This window comes from Variovorax stachyos (assembly GCF_051400855.1).
Lineage (GTDB): Bacteria > Pseudomonadota > Gammaproteobacteria > Burkholderiales > Burkholderiaceae_C > Variovorax.
Genome location: NZ_JBLFFN010000014.1, coordinates 102,565 through 121,043, shown reverse-complemented (window position 1 = coordinate 121,043; position 18,479 = coordinate 102,565). Strand labels below are relative to the sequence as shown.

Sequence of the window (18,479 nt, the reverse complement as noted above, 5' to 3'; positions counted from 1 at the left end):
GACCTGACGCCTGCCTCCGCCACCATGCGCTTCTTCAAGGATCTGAGCCTCGCGTCCTTCACCGCGGGCTTCGTCGCCGTGCTGGTGGGCTTCACGAGCTCCGTGGCCATCGTGTTCCAGGCGGCGCAGGCCTTCGGCGCCACGCCCGAGATCATCAGCTCGTGGATGTGGGCGCTCGGCCTCGGCATGGGGCTCACCTCGGCAGTCACGTCCGTGTGGTGGCGCAAGCCGGTGATGATCGCCTGGAGCACGCCCGGCGCGGCCGTGCTGGCCGTGGCCGGCGCGGGCTACGGCATGGGCGAGGCGGTCGGGGCCTTCATCGTCTGCGCGCTGCTGATCACGGTGGCCGGCGCCACCGGCTGGTTCGAACGCGTGATGAACCGGATTCCGATGGCCCTGGCTTCGGCGCTGCTGGCCGGCGTGCTGGCGCGCTTCGGCCTCGAGGCCTTCCTGGCGGCGCGCACCGCGCTGCCGCTGGTGCTGCTGATGCTCCTCTGCTACCTGGCAGCGCGGCGCCTGCTGCCGCGTTACGCGGTGCCGATGACGCTCCTGGTCGCCATCGTCTTCGTGGCGGTGCGCGGCGAGCTGGCCTGGAGCGCGGTGCATTTCAGCGCCGCGGTGCCGGTGTTCACCCTGCCGGTCTTCAGCTGGCAGGCGGTGGTGAGTCTGGCGCTGCCGCTCTTCGTCGTCACGATGGCCTCGCAGAACCTGCCGGGCGTGGCCGCGATCCGGGCCGCCGGCTATGACCTGCCGATCTCCAAGCTGATCACCATCAGCGGCCTCGTCACGCTGGTGCTCGCGCCCTTCGGCGCCTTCGCCCTCAACCTGAGCGCGATCACCGCGGCCATCTGCATGGGCCGCGAGGCGCACGAAGACCCGGCGCGGCGCTACACCGCGGCCGTGAGCTGCGGCGCCATCTACGTGGTGATCGGGCTGTTCGGCGCTGCCGTCACGGGGCTGCTCACGGCCTTCCCGAAGGAGCTGGTCGCCGCCATTGCGGGGCTGGCGCTGCTGGGCACCATCGGCAGCGGCCTGGCGGCGGCGGTGCGCGACGAATCGCATCGCGAGGCGGCGCTGATCACTTTCCTGGTCACGCTCTCGGGCCTGAGCATCGCGGGCATCGGCTCGGCCTTCTGGGGCGTGGTGGCCGGTGCGCTCGCGCTCGCGATCCAGCAACCGGGCCGCAAACCCTCTGCCGGCAGGGACATCGCACCTGCCTGCAAGATCAAGCAAGATAACCGGGCCGCCGCCACCACAGACGCGGCCCGCCCTTCTTCGACCGCCGGAAAGACATCCTGATGCACATCCTCTTCGTTGCCGATCCGCTCGAGCACTTCAAGATCTACAAGGACACGACCTTCTCGATGATGCGCGAGGCGCAGCGCCGCGGGCACAAGCTCTCGGCCTGCGTGCCGCAGGACCTCACCTGGCAGCGGGGCCGCCCCGTCACTGCCCGGGTGCGCGAGATCACGCTGACGGGCGAGGCGGCCTGGTTCCGGGAGGAAGCGGTGATCGAACGGCCGGTCCACGCCTTCGACGTGGCGCTGATGCGCAAAGACCCGCCCTTCGACGCCGAGTACATCTACGCCACCCACCTGCTCGAGCAGGCCGAGCGCGAGGGTGCGCGCGTGATCAACAAGCCGCGCGCCCTGCGCGACCATCCCGAGAAGCTCGCCATCATGGAGTTCGCCGAGTACACGACGCCCACGCTGGTCACGCGCGACGCGGCGGCGGTGCGCGCCTTTCACACCGAGCACCAGGACATCATCCTGAAGCCTCTGGACGGCATGGGCGGCATGGGCATCTTCCGCGTCCGGGCCGACGGGCTGAACCTCGGCTCGATCGTCGAGACGCTCAACAAGAACGGCGCGCAGACCATCATGGTGCAGCGCTTCGTGCCCGAGATCACGCAGGGCGACAAGCGCATCCTGGTGATCGCCGGCCAGCCCGTGCCCTACAGCCTGGCGCGCATCCCGCAGGGCAGCGAGGTGCGCGGCAACCTCGCCGCCGGCGGCAAGGGCGTGGCCCAGCCGCTGACCGACCAGGACCGGCGCATCGCCGAGGCGCTGGGCCCGGTGCTCTACGAGCGCGGGCTGATGCTGATCGGGCTCGACGTGATCGGCAACTCGCTGACCGAGATCAACGTCACCAGCCCGACCTGCTTCCAGGAGATCACGGACCAGACCGGCTTCGACGTGCCGGCAATGTTCATCGACGCGCTCGAGGCCGAGCTGCGCTGAGACCTCAGAGCCGTGGCTTCGCGTCGGTGCCTGCGGTTGCGGGGCTCGGCGTCGCAACTGTCGTGGCCGCCGGGTCGGCGCCGTACGGCGAGGCGGATGCCTGCTCCTGCGGCTGCGTCCAGTCCTGCCTCTGCTGCGCTTCGCGGTCCTGCGCCAATCGGCCCGCCTCGGCGTCCCATGCTTCGTTCTCGGACGCGCGGACACCCTCGCTCGACCGGTCAGCCGCTCCCGAGACTGCGCTTTGCACCTCTTCCAGCTTCTCCTGGCCGGCGCGTTTGGCATCGTCGACGAGCTTGTCGCTGGCACCGCCCATCCATTCGTCTTCCTGCCTCGTGCGGGGGGCCGCCGCGGCAAGCACCGCGCCGATTGCGAGCCCGATTGCGCCGAGGGCCAGCGGTTGCTCGTTGACGAGGTGGTCGTAGCCTGAACGCAGTTTCTGCGCGCCCTGCCGCGTCGCCTCGCTGACCTGCGCCGCACGCGCGCGGGCTGCATCTGCCGCTTCCGACAGACCTTGCGAAGTCCGGTGTGCCGCATCGCGCGTCTGGCTCGCAAACTGGCTCGCCGCGTCGCTCACCTTCCCAGTCAGTTCGCCGGCGCGGCTGCGCACTCCTTCCACGCCTTCGGCAGCCCGGGCGCGGGCATCGGCTGCTGTCGAGCCCATCGCGTCACCGAAGGCTCGCCCATCGGTGACGCTGCCGCCGGAGCGCCCGGTGGTCATCATCATCCAGGCCAGTCCGACGCCGACGAGCGCCAGCGGCAGCGGTTGTTCCTTGGCGGCTCGGCCGAGATTGGAAAGGTATTCGCGGGCGCCGTTGTCGCGAAGGTAGCTGACCCCCTGGTCCAGCAGGCGCCGCGGCTCGAGCCTGCGCTCGAGCAGGGTCAATGTCCGGTCCAGGTCGTTGCGTGTGCGCTGGATGTCGGCCTGGATCTGTTCCGAGCTGCGATCGACGTGGTTCATACGTGCTCCTTGACCATGTCCGTGTCGCGCCGCAGCGAATCCATGGTCCGCCGGGGCGCGAGCTTCTTCATGTCGAGCGCCTTGATGCCGCCCGACACCATGACGAAGCCGATGACGATCACCACCAGCCCGATGATCGCCGGGGCGAGCCAGGCCGAGATGTCGGGCGGGAGCAGGGGCGCGAGCGCATTGACGGCCGCCTGCAGCAGCACGATGAATCCCGCGAACAGCACCGCGCCGCCGATCGCGATCGCGCCGGCGCTCACCGCGACGTGCGTGGTCTTCTCCGACAACTCGGCCTTCGCCAGCTCGACTTCTTCCTGCACCAGGGTCGTCGAGTGGCGCCAGAGTTCGCTGAAGAGGCCGCTGACCGACTCGGTATCGCCCGTGCGACCGTGGCGGGTGTCCCGAGCGCCGGGAGGAATGGGTTGTCCGTCTGCCGTACCGGCTCCGGAGCTTGCGAGTGTCTCGTTCATCATGGCTCCTTCACGAACGACTGGCCTTCATGAAACGAACGGCGAGGAAGCCGGTCGCAAGCGCGAGTCCGAAGAAGGCGACGGGCTGCGCACGCGCGAACGACTCCATGTCGCGCATCATCACGCTGACGTCCTTGTTGCGCAGCGCGTTCGCAAGTCGGTCCAGCCCCTCCGCCGCCGAGCCGGTCAGGCCGAGCAGCGGGTCGTCGCCTGAACGGCTTTGCGCCGCACTGCGAAGCGCGCCGGCAACGTCGTGCAGCTCATCGGCAGCGACGTCCTTTTTCTCGTTGACCAGGGATTGCGCGCTGTCCTTGGCGTCGTCGAGCAACTTGCCCGCGCGCGCCTTCACTTGCTGCGTGGTCGAGCCCTCGGGCGAGTTCGAGGGGTCGTCCCCGGACCAGCGGTCCGAGGGGTCGAAGTCTCTGTCTTCGGTTGTCGAATATGAAGCTGTGGACATGGAAACTCCTCGTTCCGGGCCAGCGAGGCCCATAAGGCTGCTGCTGTTGCCAGGCAAGTAACTCGCCGTCGCACGGGGCCCCGTGTAGCTTCGAGGAGGGCGAGACTGTAGGAATGAATACCTATTGCTGATGAGCTCCGCGCGGCTCATCGCACGCCACACCGGCAGGGCTCATCGGCGCATCGGAGTACCTTCGCCTTCGGCGGTGCCATTCGCCTTCGGAGCGGACGTGCGCATGGCGCCCGCTGCCTCAGAAGTCGACGGAAGCCGTCAGGCTGAAGGTGCGCGGGTTGCCCAGCACCAGGTAGCCGGCGCCGGGCGAGCCGCCGACCGAGGCCCAGTAGTCGCGGTTCGCCACGTTGTCGATTCGCGCACGCAGCGTCAGCAGGCGGCCGGCGACCTCGGTGATGTAGCGCGCGCCGACATCGAGCCGGGTCCAGCCGGGCACGCGCAGCGTGTTGGTGGCGTCCGCATAGCTGTGGCCGCTCGCGATCATGCGGGCGTCGAGCGAAAGGCCCCGCACGCCCGGCACGTCCCATTCCAGGCCCAGCGTGCCTTGTGCCTTCGGCACGCCGATTACGCGCCTGCCGTCGGTGGTGGCGCTGCCCGTGTCCTTCTGCCTGGCGTTCAGCAGCGTCACGCCGCCCAGCACGCGCAGGCCCTTCACCGGCTCGCCGAAGGCGGTCAGCTCCAAGCCCTGATGGCGATCCTTGCCCTCGGTGCCGAAGGTGCCGGCCGCATTGAGCAGGGCGCGCGGCTTCTCGATCGAGAACAGCGCCGCGGTCGCGCCGAGCCCGCCGCCGTCGTACTTGAGGCCGAGCTCCTTCTGCTTGGCGACATAGGGTGCGAGCGCCTGTCCCGCGTTGAGCACCGGCCGGCCAGCAACCTGGGCCGGCGCCGTCTCGCCGGCGGCCAGGCTCTCGATGTAGTTCGCGTACACCGACAGTTCCTTCGTGGCCTTGAACACCACGCCTGCCGCAGGGCTGGTGCGGCTCTGGTCGTAGTCGCCGGTCTGCGCGCCGGTGTCGTAGGCGAAGCTGTCGATGTTCAGCGTCTGCCGGCGGGCGCCGACCGTCACCAGCACCGAGTCGTCCAGGAAGGACATCGTGTCGCCGATGGCATAGCTGGTCAGCCGCTTCCTCGCGGTCGTCTGCGGCGAGCTCAGGTCGTTGCCGCCGATCGAGCGGGCGCTGAAGACCGGCAGGACCGAGGGAACGGGGTTGTAGAGGTTCGTGCTCTGGGTGTTGAGGAAGTCGAGGCGGTAGGCGTTCTTCCGGTCCGACTCGAAGTAGTCGTACGCGGCCACCAGCTCGTGCTTCACCGGCCCGGTCGCGAGCTTGCCGCGCACGCCGAGCTGGCCGGTCTTGACCTTCTCGATGGCGGTGTTGTCGAAGCGGTAGGTCGTGCCCGCGCCGGTGAGTGCATCGCCGACGCTGAGATTGGCCAGCGAATTGGCTTCGACGCCGCGGCGCATGCCGGCCGCGAACCAGCCGGTGACCTTGTCGCTGAAATCGTATTCGCCGCGCAGGCTGCCGAAGGTGTCGCGCTCGTTGGAATAGCTCCAGGGCTGCGCCCAGTTGGTCTTCGCATCCGGGGCGGCCGGCACGACGCTCACGCCGCTGCCCAGCGTGACGTTGGTGCGCGTCTCGCTCAGCCGGTGCTCCTGGTGGCCGATGTCGGCCGACAGGCGCGCGTTGCGGCTGCGCCAATCGAAGCCGACGGAGGCCACGTCGAGCTTCACCTGCTCGTTGTCCACGCCGGTGCCGCCGTCGCGGTGGGCCGCGTTGACGCGGATGCCCAGGCTCTGGTCGGGGCCGAAGCGGCGCGCGATGTCGGTCGCGGCATAGAACTGCGAACCGCTGGAGGCGCCCAGCGTGAGCTGCGTCAGCGGCTCGTTGCCGGCGCGCTTGGGCAGCAGGTTGACCGAGCCGCCGATCGCGTCGCCGCCAGGCGCGGCGCCCGTCAGGAAGGCGCTGGCGCCCTGCAGCACCTCGACCCGCTCGAACAGCTCGGACGAGATGTACTGGCGCGGCAGCAGGCTGTAGAGCCCGTTGTAGGCAATGCTGTCCGAGGTCAGGATGAAGCCGCGGATGAAGTACGACTCCTGGAAATTCCCGAAGCCGCGCGCCACCCGCACCGACGGGTTGTTCTGCAGCACGTCGCCCACGCTGCGCGCCTGCTGGTTCTGGATCAGCTCGTTGGTGTAGCTGGTCACGCCCAAAGGCGAGCTCATGTAGTCCTGGTTGCCCAGGATGCCCGCGCGCCCGCCTCGGGCGACCTGGCCGCCCGCATAGGGCTTGGTGAGGCCCTCCGCCGAGGCGTCCGCGCTGGCTTCGACCGTCACTGTGAAGAGCGTTCCAGCCGATTCGGCCGCCTGCTGGGCCGTTGCGGCCCAGGCTTGGATTGACAGGAAGGCGGCGAGGGCAACGGGGCGCAGGCGGCAGTGAACAGGCGGCATGAAAGGGTTCTCGGGTGAGCAAGTTGCAAATGAGAACCGTTATTATCTACGGGCAACCTCCCTTCGCTGGTACTTTCTTGCGCTTGCGCCCTTCAGGACCTGCGCTGCCCGTCGACAAAGACCGCCAGCTCGCCGGGCGCGAAGGCCGTCCACGTCTCATTGACCGTCAGTGGCGCGGTCACCACCACCGCGACGCGGTCGTCCGGCGTGGTGTGCTGGGCGAAGTCGATGGACAGGTCTTCGTCCGAGAGCTCGGCCGTGAGGAAGGGGTGCCGCCGCTCGATGTACCAGAGGTTCGTCGAGGCATGGGACCACAGCGCCTGCCCATTGGAGAGCATGAAGTTGAAGCTGCCGTGGCGAGCGAAGCGCGGTGCCAGCTCGCGCAGCGTGAGCGTGAGCTCGTCGACGGTGGGCACGCCGGCGTGCGACTTGGCCAGCTCCTGCATGATCCAGCAGAAGGCGTGCTCGCTGTCGGTGCTGCCCACCGGGTGGAAGTTGCCGTGCAGCCGCGGCCGGAAGTCCTTCAGGTCGCCGTTGTGGGCGAACACCCAGTAGCGTCCCCACAGCTCGCGCACGAAGGGGTGGCAGTTCTGCAGGTTCACCGCGCCCTGCGTGGCCTTGCGGATGTGGGCGATGACGTTGCGGCTCTTGATCGGATAGCGCCGGATCAGCTCGGCCACCGGGGATTCGCAGGCCGGCTGGTGGTCGACGAAGTGCCGCAGGCCGCGGTCCTCGAAGAAGGCGATGCCCCAACCGTCGGCATGGTGGTCGGTGCGCCCGCCGCGTTGCGCGAAGCCCGTGAAGCTGAAGGTCACGTCCGTCGGCGTGTTGCAGTTCATTCCGAGAAGCTGGCACATGCGGATGATTAGAACGCAGCAGGGGCGTCAGGGCGCGCGCTTTTCCCGAAGCTGCCAGGCCGCGCAGATCGCCAGCGCGCACAGCCCGGCTAGCAGGAGGAACACTTCGTCGAAGGCCGCCAGTCGCGCCGTGCTGGTGGCCGGGTTCGCGAGCGTATCGCCGTGCGCGGCCAGCCGCCATTCGAGCACGATCGCGCACAGGCTCACGCCGGCAGCACCGCCCAGCATGCGCAGGAAGTTGATCGCGCTGGCCCCCTGCGGGATCAGCGCCCGCTCCAGCGGCCGCATCGACCCCAGGTTGAGGGAGGGCAGGATGAAGCCCAGCCCTATCCGGCCGATGACCGCGAAGGCCGCCAGCAGCCAGATCGCGCTGTCCAGCCGCAGCACCAGCATCAGCGCGAAGGAGACGGCCAGCAGCGCGAGGCCGATGCACACCAGCAGCCAGGTCGGCTGCCGGTCGGCCAGCCGCCCGACAGCCGCGATGGTGACCGCCAGCACGATCCCGGCCGGCAACAGGATGGTGCCCACGTGCGAGGCCGAGAGATGCAGCCCGACCTGCATGTAGACCGGCAGCAGATAGGTCGAGCCGAAGAGCGCCGTGCCGTAGATGAAGGCCACCACGCTGCCCATGGCGAACTGTCGGTACCGGAACAGCGCCAGGTTCATCAGCGGCATTCCGCCGGTGGACGCGACCCGGCGCTGCCAGGCGATGAAGGCACCGAAGGCCAGCCCCGCGCAGGCGAGCAGCGCCGCCGCCTGCAGCGGCGCATCGCCGCGCAGCTCGACCAGGCCGTTGAGCAGGCACAGCGTGCCGGCCGTGCCCAGCGCCAGTCCGCGCCAGTCCAGCCCGCTGCTGCGCGCGGCAACGACGCCGCCCGGCGCGGTGACCGGCACGAACTTGCAGGCCAGCCAGATCGAGGCGATGCAGAAGGGCACCACCATGAAGAAGATCGAGCGCCAGCCGAACAGGTCGACCAGCACGCCGCCGATGCTCGGACCGATCGCCGGCGCGAGCACCACGCCCATGCCGAAGATGCCGCTGGCGCGGCCCTGCTCGTGGGGCTCGAAGGCACGCAGGATGATGATGGCCGGGATCGGCTGCACCACCCCTGCCGCCAGCCCCTCGGCGACCCGAGCCGCCAGCACCAGCGGGAAGTGGTTGGCCAGCCCGCCGCTGACGCCACCCGCCAGCAGCAGCACCATGGTGCCGACGTAGGTGCGGCGGTAGCCGTAGCGTGCCAGCAGCCAGGGCGTGGTCAGCATCGACACCGTCATCGCCACCATGAAGCCCGAACTCACCCATTGCGCGCGTTCCTGGCCCAGCTCGAAATGCTGGCTCATGTCCGGGATCGCCACGTTGACGATGGTCGAGGACATGATCGAGGCCATCACCCCGATCATCACCGACAGGAGGAGCAGCCAACGGTAGCGTGGCCCGTAGCGGGCACTGAGGGAGAGGGGCGGGGGCGGGGGCGGCTCGATCATCGTGCGGCAGCCTGTTCGGCTGTCCTACAAGGATACGGGCATTGAACGCCCGGCCGGCGCGTGCGCCGCCTCGACAATGTCGCGTCGTTCTTCCGCGAACAACGCCAAGTGAAGAGACATGGAATCCGTCACCAACGACAAGACATCCGCAGGCACCAACGCCGAAGCCGGGCCCACGCTGGCCGCCGAGCTGAAGGCTCCGACGGTCACCCGCGCCTACCAGTGCCAGTGTGGCCGGCCCGTGTTCCTGCGCAACAGCCAGTGCCTCGCCTGCCGCACGCCTCTGGGCTATGTCGTCGAGCACCTGGGCGTGGTGCCGCTCGCGCCCGACACGCGCGAGGGTGCCGAGCCGGACACCTTCACGGTCTTCGGCGAGCCCGAGGGCAAGGCCTACCGCCGCTGCAACAACCTCCTGACGCCGGCGGCCTGCAACTGGATGGTGCCGGCGCCGCGCGAGGGCGACGATCCGTCCTTCAACACCGATGGGCTGGTGCCCGGCCTCTGCCTGGCCTGCAGCGTCACCCGCACCATCCCCGACCTGTCGATCGAGGGCAACGGCGAGCTGTGGCGAAAGCTCGAGCTGGCCAAGCGCCGGCTGATCTCGCAACTGCTCGCGCTCAAGCTGCCGGTGGTCACGCGGCTAGCCGATCCGGTGCACGGCCTGGCCTTCGACTTCCTCGGCAATGTGCCGGGCGGCCCGCATGTGATGACCGGCCACCAGATGGGCGTGATCACCCTGAACGCCGAGGAGGCCGAGGACGCGGTGCGCGAGCGCATTCGCGCCGAGATGCGCGAGCCCTACCGCACCCTCGTGGGCCATTTCCGCCACGAGATCGGCCATTACTATTGGGACCTGCTGGTCCAGCCCACCCAGTGGCTCGAACCCTTCCGCGAACTCTTCGGCGACGAGCGTGCCGACTACGCGGCGGCGCTGCAGGCGCACTACGAGAACGGACCGCCGCCCGACTGGGCCAATCGCTTCGTCACCAGCTATGCCAGCTCGCATCCATGGGAGGACTGGGCCGAGACCTGGGCGCACTACCTGCACATGGCCGACACCGCCGACACGGCGATGAGCTTCGGCGTCGATGCGCAGAACGTCGAGCTCACCAGCGACCTGTTCGAGCTCTCCGACCTGTGGCGGCCGGAGCATCCGGGAGCCCGCGAATTCCTCGACTTCCTCAACGGCTGGGTGAGGCTCACGAACGTGCTCAACGAGCTGTCACGCAGCATGGGCCAGCCTGACTACTACCCCTTCGTGCTGCCGCGCGCGGCGGTGGGAAAGCTGCAGTTCATCCACGAAGTGGTTTCGGAGCAGCGGACCCGTTCCCGCGAACCCGTCGGTGAGCCACGAAGAGCTAAACCGGCTCCGGAGCAACCGCACCCTTAGCGCAGCGCGCGCAGATGCAGGCCACGCCGCGCGCCTCGGGCGGTATGCGCGCGAGCGCCTCCCGGCTGATGCTGGCCTGCCTGCACCAGCACGGCCCCTGCGGCTGACCCGTCTCGCGCTCCAGCTCCATCGCACAGCGATTGACTTCGCCGCACACCGGGCAGCGCGAGGCATCGACGCCCGGCTTCGGGTCCATCACTTCGCGATCTCGAAGGCCGGCAGCTTCTTCGCGACGCATTGGTTCTGCAGCGTCACGTACACCGGCAGGCCATCGCGATATGCCGGATAGTCCTCGCCCTGGATCAGCGGCAGCAGGTACCCGCGCCCCTTCTCGCTGATGCCGTAGCCATCGGCCGAGATGTAGTCGCGCGGCATGAACTTCTCGGCATTGGCCACCCGGTCCAGCGGCGCGCTCCCGATGCGGTACGCGTAGGGCGCGTCGGATGTGCGCTCGATGCAGGGCATCACCGCGTTCTTCCCTTCGAGCGCGAGCTCGACCGCGCGCTGGCCCAGCTCGTAGGCCTGGCGCACGTCGGTGGCCGACGCGATGTGGCGCGCCGAACGCTGCAGGTAGTCGGCCACCGCCCAGTGGAACTTGTAGCCCAGCGCCTCCTTCACCATCTGCGCCACCACCGGCGCCGCGCCGCCGAGCTGCGCATGGCCGAAGGCGTCCTTGCTGCCCTGCTCGGCGAGGAAGCTGCCGTCGGGGTGGTGGGCCCCTTCCGACACCACCACCGTGCAATAGCCATGGTGCTTGACCAGCGCATCCACCCGCGCCAGGAAGGCGGGTTGGTCGAACGGGATCTCGGGGAACAGGATCACCACCGGGATGCCGTGGTCCGCCGCCAGCCCGCCGGCCGCCGCGATCCAGCCCGCATGGCGGCCCATCACCTCCAGCACGAAGACCTTGGTCGAGGTCGCGGCCATCGAGCGCACGTCCAGAGATGCCTCTAGCGTGGACACCGCGACGTACTTCGCCACCGAGCCGAAGCCAGGGCAGCAGTCCGTCAGCGGCAGGTCGTTGTCGATGGTCTTGGGCACGTGGATGGCCTGCAGCGCATAGCCCATCGCCTGCGACAGCTGGCTCACCTTGAAGCAGGTGTCGGCCGAATCCCCGCCGCCGTTGTAGAAGAAGTAGCCGATGCCGTGCGCCTTGAAGACCTCGATCAGCCGCTCGTACTCGCGCCGGTTCTTCTCCAGCGACTTGAGCTTGTAGCGGCAGGAGCCGAAGGCGCCCGCGGGCGTCGTGCGCAGCGCCGCGATGGCTTCGGCCGATTCGAGGCTGGTGTCGATCAGCTCCTCGGCCAGCGCGCCGAGGATGCCGTTGCGCCCGGCGTAGACGGTGCCGATGCGGTCGGGATGACGGCGTGCCGTCTCGATCACGCCGGCCGCCGAAGCGTTGATGACGGAGGTGACGCCCCCCGACTGTGCATAGAAGGCATTGAGGGTAGACATGCGGGCATTCTCCCGCAGGCCCCCGCCGGATGCCAGCGCTTCAGCGCCCCGGCAGCCCCATCGCCCGCGTGATCACTTCCTTCATGATCTCGTTGGTCCCGCCGTAGATGCGCTGCACCCGCGCATCGGCGTACGCGCGCGTCACCGGGTACTCCCACATGAAGCCGTAGCCGCCGTGCAGCTGCACGCACTCGTCCATCACCTTGCACTGCAGGTCGGTGGTCCAGTACTTGGCCATGCTGGCGGTGGCGGTGTCCAGCTTCTCCTGCATCAGAAGCTCGATGCACTTGTCGACGAAGACCTGCGCGATCTGCACCTCCGTCTGCAGCTCGGCCAGGGTGTAGCGCGTGTTCTGGTAGGCGCCCACGGCCTGGCCGAAGACCTTGCGGTCCTTCACGTAGGCGACGGTGTGGTCGATCGCGGCCTGCGAAGCGGCCACCGCGCTGATCGCGATCTGCAGCCGCTCCCAGGGCAGCTGCTCCATCAGGCAGACGAAGCCGCGGTTCTCCTGCGCTTGCCCGCCCAACAGTGCTTCTGCCGGCAGGTGCACGTCGTTGAAGAACAGCTCCGAGGTGTCCTGCGCCTTCAGGCCCAGCTTCTTCAGGCGCTGGCCCTTCTCGAAGCCCGGCATGCCGCGCTCCACCAGGAACAGGCTGGTCCCCTTGGCGCCGCCCGCCGGGTCGGTCTTGGCGACCACGATCACGAGGTCGGCATGCCAGCCGTTGGTGATGAAGGTCTTGCTGCCGCTCAGTCGCCAGCTGCCGTCGGCCTGCTTGAGGGCTGCGGTGCGCACGGCCTGCAGGTCGCTGCCCGCGCCGGGTTCGCTCATCGCGATGGCGCCGACCATCTCGCCGCTCGCCAGCTTCGGCAGGTAGTTCTTCTTCTGCGCCTCCGTGCCGTAGTGGAGGATGTAGGGCGCCACGATCTCGCTGTGCAGTCCGAAGCCGACACCGGTGAAGCCGCGCGCCCACAGCTCCTCGAACTGGATCACCGAATAAAGCGGGTCGGCGCCCGCGCCGCCGTATTCGTCGGGCAGCGACATGCACAGGAAGCCGTTCTCGCCCGCCTTGTTCCAGAGCTGGCGATCGACGTAGCCCTGCGCTTCCCAGTCTTCGTGGAAGGGCGCGATCTCCTTGTCCATGAAGCGGCGGAAGCTGTCGCGAAAGGCCTCGTGGTCGGGGGTGAAGAGGGTGCGTTCGATCATGGTGTTCCCGGCATCAGAGCCTCTCGACGATCGTCACGTTGGCCATCCCGCCACCTTCGCACATGGTCTGCAGCCCATAGCGCTTGCCGCGCTTGCCCAGCGCGTGGATGAGCGTGGTCATGAGCTTGGTGCCGGAGGCGCCCAGCGGATGGCCCAGCGCGATCGCGCCGCCGTTGACGTTGAGCCGCGCCGGATCGGCGCCCAGCGCCTGCAGCCAGGCGATGGGCACCGGCGCGAAGGCCTCGTTGATCTCGTAGAGGTCGATGTCCTCGATCTTCATGCCGGCCTTCTGCAGCGCGCGCCGTGTGGCGGGAATGGGCGCCTCCAGCATGATCACCGGGTCGTGGCCCAGCACGCTCATGTGGTGGATGCGCGCCAGCGGCTTCACGCCCAGCGCCTTGAGCCCGCGCTCGTTGACCACCAGCACGCCGCTGGCGCCGTCGCAGATCTGGCTGGCGGTGGCGGCGGTGCAGCGGCCGCCCTCGGCGATCAGCTTCACGCCGGCGATGCCTTCCAGCGTGACGTCGAAGCGGATGCCTTCGTCCACCTGGTGCATCTCGCCCGAGGGGCTGCCATCGGCGAGGCGCAATGCGACGGGAAGGATCTCGTCGGCGAATGCGCCCTCGCGGGTGGCGGCGATCGCGCGCCGGTGGGTCTCGAAGGCGTAGCGGTCCAGCGCCTCCTTCGCGATCCCGTAGTTCTTCGCGATCATCTCGGCGCCGGTGAACTGGCTGAACTCCACGCCCGGGTAGCGGCGCTGCATGGCGGGGCTCATGTAGCTGCCGAGACCGGCCTTGGCCGGCAGTGCGTTGGGCGTGAACATGGGCACGCGCGTCATGCTCTCGACGCCGCCCGCGATCACCGCGTCCATGCTGCCCGCCATCACGGCCTGCGCGGCGAAGTGCAGCGCCTGCTGCGAGGAGCCGCATTGCCGGTCGACCGAGGTGCCCGGCACCGACTCGGGCAGGCTCGAGGCCAGCACTGCGTTGCGCGCGATGTTGCTGGCCTGCTCGCCGACCTGGCTGACGCAGCCGAGGATCACATCCTCTACCGCGGCGGGGTCGATGCCGCTTTTCGCGACCAGTGCGTCGATCACCTGCGCCGCCAGGTCGGCCGGATGCCAGCCCGCCAGCCTGCCGCCGCGGCGGCCGCCGGCGGTGCGCGTCGCGGCCACGATGTATGCCTCTGCCATGTGATGCCCTCGTTCAACCCGAAAAGCCGTGGCGCGCGCATGAAGCAAAACGCCGTCACCAAGGAGTGACGGCGCCGCTGCGTCCACGGTCACGAGCGTCGATGGTTCAACGCCCGGGCACCGCAGGTCAAGCCGGGGACATCCCGTGGGGCCAGAGTCGCCAGGGCGACCGCGCCGGCTGCTCTTGTGGCGGCAGCGCCGCCGGCTTCGAGCCCCAGACCGTGATGCACGATGGCTCGAGCGCCGACACCAGCACGCGCCGGTGCTGGTCGCCTTCGAACCGCTCGCCCGGCGCCAGCACGATGTCGCGCGGATCGTGGTCCAGCGTGACCCACACGCTGCCGCTGCGGCATTCGATGCCCACGCCCGCGGCATCGGGCAGGGTGAAGATGGTGCGCTTGGCCAGGCTCAGGTGCAAACGTGTGGGGGCGGTGTTCATGGCGGACTCCTATGCATTCAGCTGTGGAATGAATATAGTGAGCCGGAGGTCCGTGGTCACACGGTCATATGGAACTCGTTGCATGCGGATAGAGAATGCCAAACCCAATCCCACCGGCGCCGAGCTGCCGCCTCTGGAGCTGTTGCGCAGCTTCGAGGCCGCGGCGCGCACGCTGAGCTTCACGCAGGCGGCGGCCGAGCTCTTCCTGACCCAGTCCGCCGTCAGCCGGCAGATCCAGCAGCTCGAGGCCAGCCTGGGCGTGCTGTTGTTCGAGCGCCGCCATCGCGCCCTCGCACTGACCGAGGCCGGCGGCGTGCTGCAGCGCGCCGTCGTCGAAAGCCTGGAGCGGTTGCGCGACGCCACCGCGCGGCTGCGCGCCGCGCCGGCCCTGCGCCAGGTTGCGATCACCTGCACGCCGGGCTTTGCCTCGTTCTGGCTGATCCCGCGGCTCGCGCGCTTCACGGCGGACCATCCGCGGGTCGACGTGCGGCTGTCGGCCACGCTCGAGGTGCTGGACCTGGAGCGCAGCCGCATCGACGTGGCGGTGCGCTTCGTGCCCATCGAGCGCGGCACCGGCCCCGCGCTCTTCGAGGAGTCGGTGATACCGTTGTGCGCGCCGACGATCGCCGAAAAGCTGCGCTCGCCCGACGACCTCGTCGACCAGACCCTGCTGACCATCGACATGCCCAAGCACAACGACGCCCCCACGGTCGACTGGGAGCCCTGGCTCGAAGTGATGGGGCTCACCGGCCTGCGCATGAAGAATTCGCTGCGCTTCACCCTGTACACCGACGCCGTCGCCGCAGCGGTGGCCGGCCAGGGCGTGGTGATCGGCCGCTTGCCGTTGCTGCGCGATCTGGTGGAGAACGGGAGCCTCGTGGCGCCTTTCGGCACGGACGTGGCCTCGCGCCGGGCCTATTTCATCGACAGCTCACGCCGCGCTGCGCAGAACGCGAACGCGCAGGACTTCATCCGATGGTTGCGCGCCGAGGCCGAGGCGGCGCAGCGCGCCTGATGTACTTCAGCGTTGCGCGGCGGGGGTCGCGGCGACCCGCGTGCCCAAGCCGAACACTGCTGCGAGCGGCCTGGTTTCCGGCAGCACGTAGACCACGCCGCGGCGGGCGCCGAGCGTGGGCTTCACGTACGCGTCGTAGAAGGCCGCCGGCACGTTGATGCAGCCGTAGGAAATGCGGTTGTCCTCGACGCTGGGCGTTGCGAGGCGCTGCAGCCGGCGCTCGGCCGGGTTGGTGGCACGCACGCGGTGCATCGAGACCGCTGCGTCGTAGTCGACCCACACGATGTCCTCGCCCTGCAGGTTTCGACCCGGCTCGCTCGCAAAGCGACCGGCCGGCGTGGTGCGTTCCTCGGGCCGGATCTGCGCCATGGGGCGCTCGCCGATGCCGGGCACCGAATCGTCCCCCCGCGCCAGGCCGAGAAGGATCGGCGCGGACGCCCGCTCCTTCCCGCCCGCATCGAAGACGTGGACGCGTGCGCCCTTCTTGTCGACCACGGCGAAGGCCGCCCCCTGGTTGTCGCCGGTGGTTTGCACCCACTGGACCAGGCGCTCGAGCTCACCCTGGGCCCGCGCCGGCACGGGGAGCGCCAGCGCGGCAGCCACCAGGGCCAGCGCGAGGACGCCGGGCGCTTGGCCCGGCAAGGTCGGTGAGCTGGGGCGCACGATCAGTTGCGGTCAGCCCGCGCCATACGCTCGGACCTCGGCGTGGTCGTGTCGGTCGAGGACATCGTCCCGCTGCCCGAGGTGGTGCCGCTGGCTGCGGAGCCGGAACCCGTCGTCCCGGAGCCCTGTGCGGCAGGCGTGCCGGTGGTGCCCATGGGCGTACTGCCCTGGGTGCCCGGGGTGCCCTGCGCCTGCTGGCCTGCGCCCGTTGCGGGATTCGGCGAGGTGGTCGTCGGCGGGTTGCCCTGGGCGACGGCGAAGCTTGCACCGGCGATGGCCAGGGCAGCGGCCGAGGTTTTCAGTGCGGCACGAAACGAGAGGGATGTCATGAGCGTTCTCCTTGAATGGGTGGATGGTTGTGACTGGGGCCTCAGTGTTTGCAAACGTAAACACATGGGCCCAGGCCCGGGTCGGTGCGGCGCGCGCATGGGTGTAGGACGGACGGGCGACGGAAGGCAGGCTGTTGCGGGCGGGGCGGCGGAGCATCGCCCCGCGGCATTACAGTTCGGGTCCGCGCCGTTTCATGCGGCCATAGGCCTGGGAGGGCCCGACATCCATGACCTCGAACACAGCAGACACCGATACCGCACCTTCGCCGCAGCCCGCGCCGCCCAAGGAGGAACAGACCGCACGGGCCGGCCGGAAGCACCGGCGCGCCCGCCCGGCGCAGCAGAAGCCCCAGGCGCAGCAGCCGTCGCAGGGCAAGCAGCCGCCGCATCCACGCAAGACCCACCCCGTGCTCGAACGCCTGTTCGAGCTCTACCCCGGCCTGTTCGGCGCCCGCTTCCTTCCGCTGAAGCTCGGCGTCTTCGAGGACCTGCTCGCGGCGCACGGCGACGAGTTCAAGCGCGAGGACCTGAAGGTCGCGCTCGGGCTGCATGCGCGTTCCACGCGCTACCTCGAGGCCGTGGCAGCGGGCAAGGCGCGCCATGACCTGAACGGCACGCCCGTGGAGCCTGTGGCCCCCGAGCATGTGCACCATGCCATCCTCGAAGTGTTCCGCAGGCGTCAGGCGCGCAGCGGCGAGGACCTGCGCCCGCAACTGCGCGCGCGCTTGATGGCGGCCATCGAGGCCTCGGGTCTTTCGCGCGAGGACTACATGCTCGTCGTGCGCAGCAACGACGAAACCGCCAACGCGGTGCTCGACGAGGCCTTTGCCGAGCTGGGCGCGCGCAACGCCAAGCGCGAGGCGCTGCGCCGGGCCTTCGAGGCCAGCGGTCGCAGCGTCGCCGAGTTCGCGGAGATGTACGGGATGGATCCGGCGGAGGTCAAGCGAACGCTGGGCCCTGCGCGAGCGCGTCCCGAGGCCCCGGACCCCGTTTGAGTCGCTCTCCCTAGATCAGCCCCAGGCCCCGAAGCCGGGCCTCGAGCTCGCCGGTGGAGCCCCAGGGCAGGATGGGAGAGTTCTGCCGCTCGTCCGGAGGATTCGACGGCAGCGTGTCGGACCAGCCGCCGCAGCCCACCAGCGGCAGCAACGGGCGCTTGTGAAGCCAGGCCAGGCAGACTTCGGAGATCGTGCCTGCGCGGCCACCGATGACGATGCAGGCATCTCCGGAAAGCGCCATGAGCAGGTTGCGTGCATCGCCCATGCCGCAGGGGACGACCACGGTGGCCGGCCAGTCCGCCGGAGGCATCTCGCCCGGCGGGACGATGCTGAGCACCAGTCCACCAGCGCCGACGGCGCGCTCTGCGGCCACCCTGGTCGCCGGGCTTCCGCAGCCACTGACGACGGTGATGCCAAGGCGCGCCAGCAGCGCGCCCGCCTCGGCCGCGAGCTCGTAGGCGGCAGAGCCGGGTTCGGCGCTGCCGAGGATGCAGACCTGGGGTCGGCGGTGCGGGAGGGTCATGTGTGCGGTTCCTTGCATCAGCCGGGCGTTGCCAGCTTCAGCCCGATGATGCCTGCAAGAATGAGCGCGAGACTGGCGAGGCGCCCCGCCGTTGCGGGTTCCGCGAAGAGCACGATGCCCAGAATGGCCGTACCGATCGCACCGATGCCCACCCAGACGGCGTAGGAGGTGCCGACCGGAAGGGACTTCATCGCAATACCCAGCAGCACGACGCTCAGGACCATCGAGGCGAGCGTGAAGAAGCTGGGCCAAAGGCGCGTGAAGCCTTCCGTGTACTTCAAGCCGATGGCCCACCCGACCTCCAGGAGGCCGGCAATGATCAGCAGTATCCACGCCATGAGCG

20 protein-coding genes are annotated in these 18,479 nt (G+C 69.2%); 5 read left to right on the top strand and 15 right to left on the bottom strand.

Annotated elements, in window-relative coordinates; genetic code table 11:
- Nucleotides 1-24: 24 nt before the first annotated feature.
- Both ACMGEZ_RS22350 and gshB read left to right on the top strand, forming a co-directional pair.
- On the top strand, nt 25-1,299 hold the full coding sequence (locus ACMGEZ_RS22350) for a benzoate/H(+) symporter BenE family transporter (protein ID WP_436824464.1): 1,275 nt from the start codon (nt 25-27) through the stop codon (nt 1,297-1,299).
- Complete coding sequence (gene gshB / locus ACMGEZ_RS22345; RefSeq protein ID WP_436824463.1) at nt 1,299-2,240, top strand: glutathione synthase; 942 nt, start codon at nt 1,299-1,301, stop codon at nt 2,238-2,240. The genes ACMGEZ_RS22350 and gshB overlap by 1 nt, the downstream gene beginning before the upstream one ends.
- A gap of 4 nt (nt 2,241-2,244) precedes the next feature.
- Here gshB and ACMGEZ_RS22340 read toward each other — a convergent pair whose 3' ends face one another.
- The 6 genes from ACMGEZ_RS22340 to ACMGEZ_RS22315 form a co-directional block, all read right to left on the bottom strand.
- On the bottom strand, nt 2,245-3,198 hold the full coding sequence (locus ACMGEZ_RS22340; RefSeq protein ID WP_436824462.1) for a DUF3618 domain-containing protein: 954 nt from the start codon (nt 3,196-3,198) through the stop codon (nt 2,245-2,247).
- On the bottom strand, nt 3,195-3,674 hold the full coding sequence (locus ACMGEZ_RS22335) for a phage holin family protein (RefSeq protein ID WP_436824461.1): 480 nt from the start codon (nt 3,672-3,674) through the stop codon (nt 3,195-3,197). Before ACMGEZ_RS22335 ends, ACMGEZ_RS22340 begins: the two co-directional genes overlap by 4 nt.
- Nucleotides 3,675-3,684: 10 nt before the next feature.
- Nucleotides 3,685-4,131 carry a hypothetical protein gene (locus tag ACMGEZ_RS22330; protein WP_436824460.1) on the bottom strand — a complete coding sequence of 149 codons (447 nt, stop codon included), beginning with the start codon at nt 4,129-4,131 and terminating at the stop codon, nt 3,685-3,687.
- Nucleotides 4,132-4,381: 250 nt separating this feature from the next.
- Nucleotides 4,382-6,589, bottom strand: coding sequence for a TonB-dependent receptor (locus tag ACMGEZ_RS22325; protein ID WP_436824459.1), 2,208 nt, complete (start codon nt 6,587-6,589; stop codon nt 4,382-4,384).
- Nucleotides 6,590-6,681: 92 nt separating this feature from the next.
- Nucleotides 6,682-7,446, bottom strand: a complete 765-nt coding sequence (locus ACMGEZ_RS22320) for a class II glutamine amidotransferase (protein ID WP_436824458.1) — start codon at nt 7,444-7,446, stop codon at nt 6,682-6,684.
- Nucleotides 7,447-7,473: 27 nt separating this feature from the next.
- Complete coding sequence (locus ACMGEZ_RS22315; protein WP_436824457.1) at nt 7,474-8,931, bottom strand: MFS transporter; 1,458 nt, start codon at nt 8,929-8,931, stop codon at nt 7,474-7,476.
- Nucleotides 8,932-9,049: 118 nt separating this feature from the next.
- On the opposite strand from ACMGEZ_RS22315, the gene ACMGEZ_RS22310 reads away from it, so the two are divergent.
- Nucleotides 9,050-10,321, top strand: a complete 1,272-nt coding sequence (locus ACMGEZ_RS22310; RefSeq protein WP_436824456.1) for a zinc-binding metallopeptidase family protein — start codon at nt 9,050-9,052, stop codon at nt 10,319-10,321.
- Here the strand turns inward: ACMGEZ_RS22310 and ACMGEZ_RS22305 are convergent.
- The 5 genes from ACMGEZ_RS22305 to ACMGEZ_RS22285 all read right to left on the bottom strand — a co-directional run bounded on the left by ACMGEZ_RS22305 (nt 10,290) and on the right by ACMGEZ_RS22285 (nt 14,611).
- Nucleotides 10,290-10,451, bottom strand: coding sequence for a cysteine-rich CWC family protein (locus tag ACMGEZ_RS22305; RefSeq protein WP_436824487.1), 162 nt, complete (start codon nt 10,449-10,451; stop codon nt 10,290-10,292). The genes ACMGEZ_RS22310 and ACMGEZ_RS22305 overlap by 32 nt on opposite strands.
- A gap of 65 nt (nt 10,452-10,516) precedes the next feature.
- A complete protein-coding gene (locus ACMGEZ_RS22300; RefSeq protein WP_436824455.1) occupies nt 10,517-11,776 on the bottom strand; it encodes a 6-phosphofructokinase in 1,260 nt (419 codons plus the stop codon).
- Between the two features lie 40 nt (nt 11,777-11,816).
- Nucleotides 11,817-12,980, bottom strand: coding sequence for an acyl-CoA dehydrogenase family protein (locus tag ACMGEZ_RS22295; protein ID WP_436824454.1), 1,164 nt, complete (start codon nt 12,978-12,980; stop codon nt 11,817-11,819).
- Nucleotides 12,981-12,993: 13 nt separating this feature from the next.
- Nucleotides 12,994-14,172 (bottom strand): acetyl-CoA C-acetyltransferase, encoded by a 1,179-nt coding sequence (locus ACMGEZ_RS22290; RefSeq protein WP_436824453.1) that lies wholly within the window; start codon nt 14,170-14,172, stop codon nt 12,994-12,996.
- 127 nt (nt 14,173-14,299) lie between these two features.
- Complete coding sequence (locus ACMGEZ_RS22285) at nt 14,300-14,611, bottom strand: DUF2917 domain-containing protein (RefSeq protein WP_436824452.1); 312 nt, start codon at nt 14,609-14,611, stop codon at nt 14,300-14,302.
- Between the two features lie 82 nt (nt 14,612-14,693).
- Here ACMGEZ_RS22285 and ACMGEZ_RS22280 point away from each other — a divergent pair, with 82 nt between their 5' ends.
- Nucleotides 14,694-15,626: a LysR substrate-binding domain-containing protein gene (locus ACMGEZ_RS22280; RefSeq protein ID WP_436824451.1), complete on the top strand. Its 933-nt coding sequence runs from the start codon at nt 14,694-14,696 to the stop codon at nt 15,624-15,626.
- Nucleotides 15,627-15,632: 6 nt separating this feature from the next.
- Here ACMGEZ_RS22280 and ACMGEZ_RS22275 read toward each other — a convergent pair whose 3' ends face one another.
- Both ACMGEZ_RS22275 and ACMGEZ_RS22270 read right to left on the bottom strand, forming a co-directional pair.
- On the bottom strand, nt 15,633-16,205 hold the full coding sequence (locus ACMGEZ_RS22275; protein WP_436824486.1) for a L,D-transpeptidase: 573 nt from the start codon (nt 16,203-16,205) through the stop codon (nt 15,633-15,635).
- Nucleotides 16,206-16,291: 86 nt separating this feature from the next.
- Nucleotides 16,292-16,618, bottom strand: coding sequence for a proteophosphoglycan ppg4 (locus ACMGEZ_RS22270; protein ID WP_436824450.1), 327 nt, complete (start codon nt 16,616-16,618; stop codon nt 16,292-16,294).
- 227 nt (nt 16,619-16,845) lie between these two features.
- Here ACMGEZ_RS22270 and ACMGEZ_RS22265 point away from each other — a divergent pair, with 227 nt between their 5' ends.
- Nucleotides 16,846-17,613 (top strand): ProQ/FINO family protein, encoded by a 768-nt coding sequence (locus tag ACMGEZ_RS22265; RefSeq protein WP_436824449.1) that lies wholly within the window; start codon nt 16,846-16,848, stop codon nt 17,611-17,613.
- 10 nt (nt 17,614-17,623) lie between these two features.
- On the opposite strand, the gene ACMGEZ_RS22260 is transcribed toward ACMGEZ_RS22265, so the two are convergent.
- Nucleotides 17,624-18,136 carry an SLOG cluster 4 domain-containing protein gene (locus tag ACMGEZ_RS22260; protein ID WP_436824448.1) on the bottom strand — a complete coding sequence of 171 codons (513 nt, stop codon included), beginning with the start codon at nt 18,134-18,136 and terminating at the stop codon, nt 17,624-17,626.
- A gap of 17 nt (nt 18,137-18,153) precedes the next feature.
- Nucleotides 18,154-18,474 (bottom strand): quaternary ammonium compound efflux SMR transporter SugE, encoded by a 321-nt coding sequence (gene sugE / locus ACMGEZ_RS22255; protein WP_436824447.1) that lies wholly within the window; start codon nt 18,472-18,474, stop codon nt 18,154-18,156.
- Between the last annotated feature and the right edge of the window lie 5 nt (nt 18,475-18,479).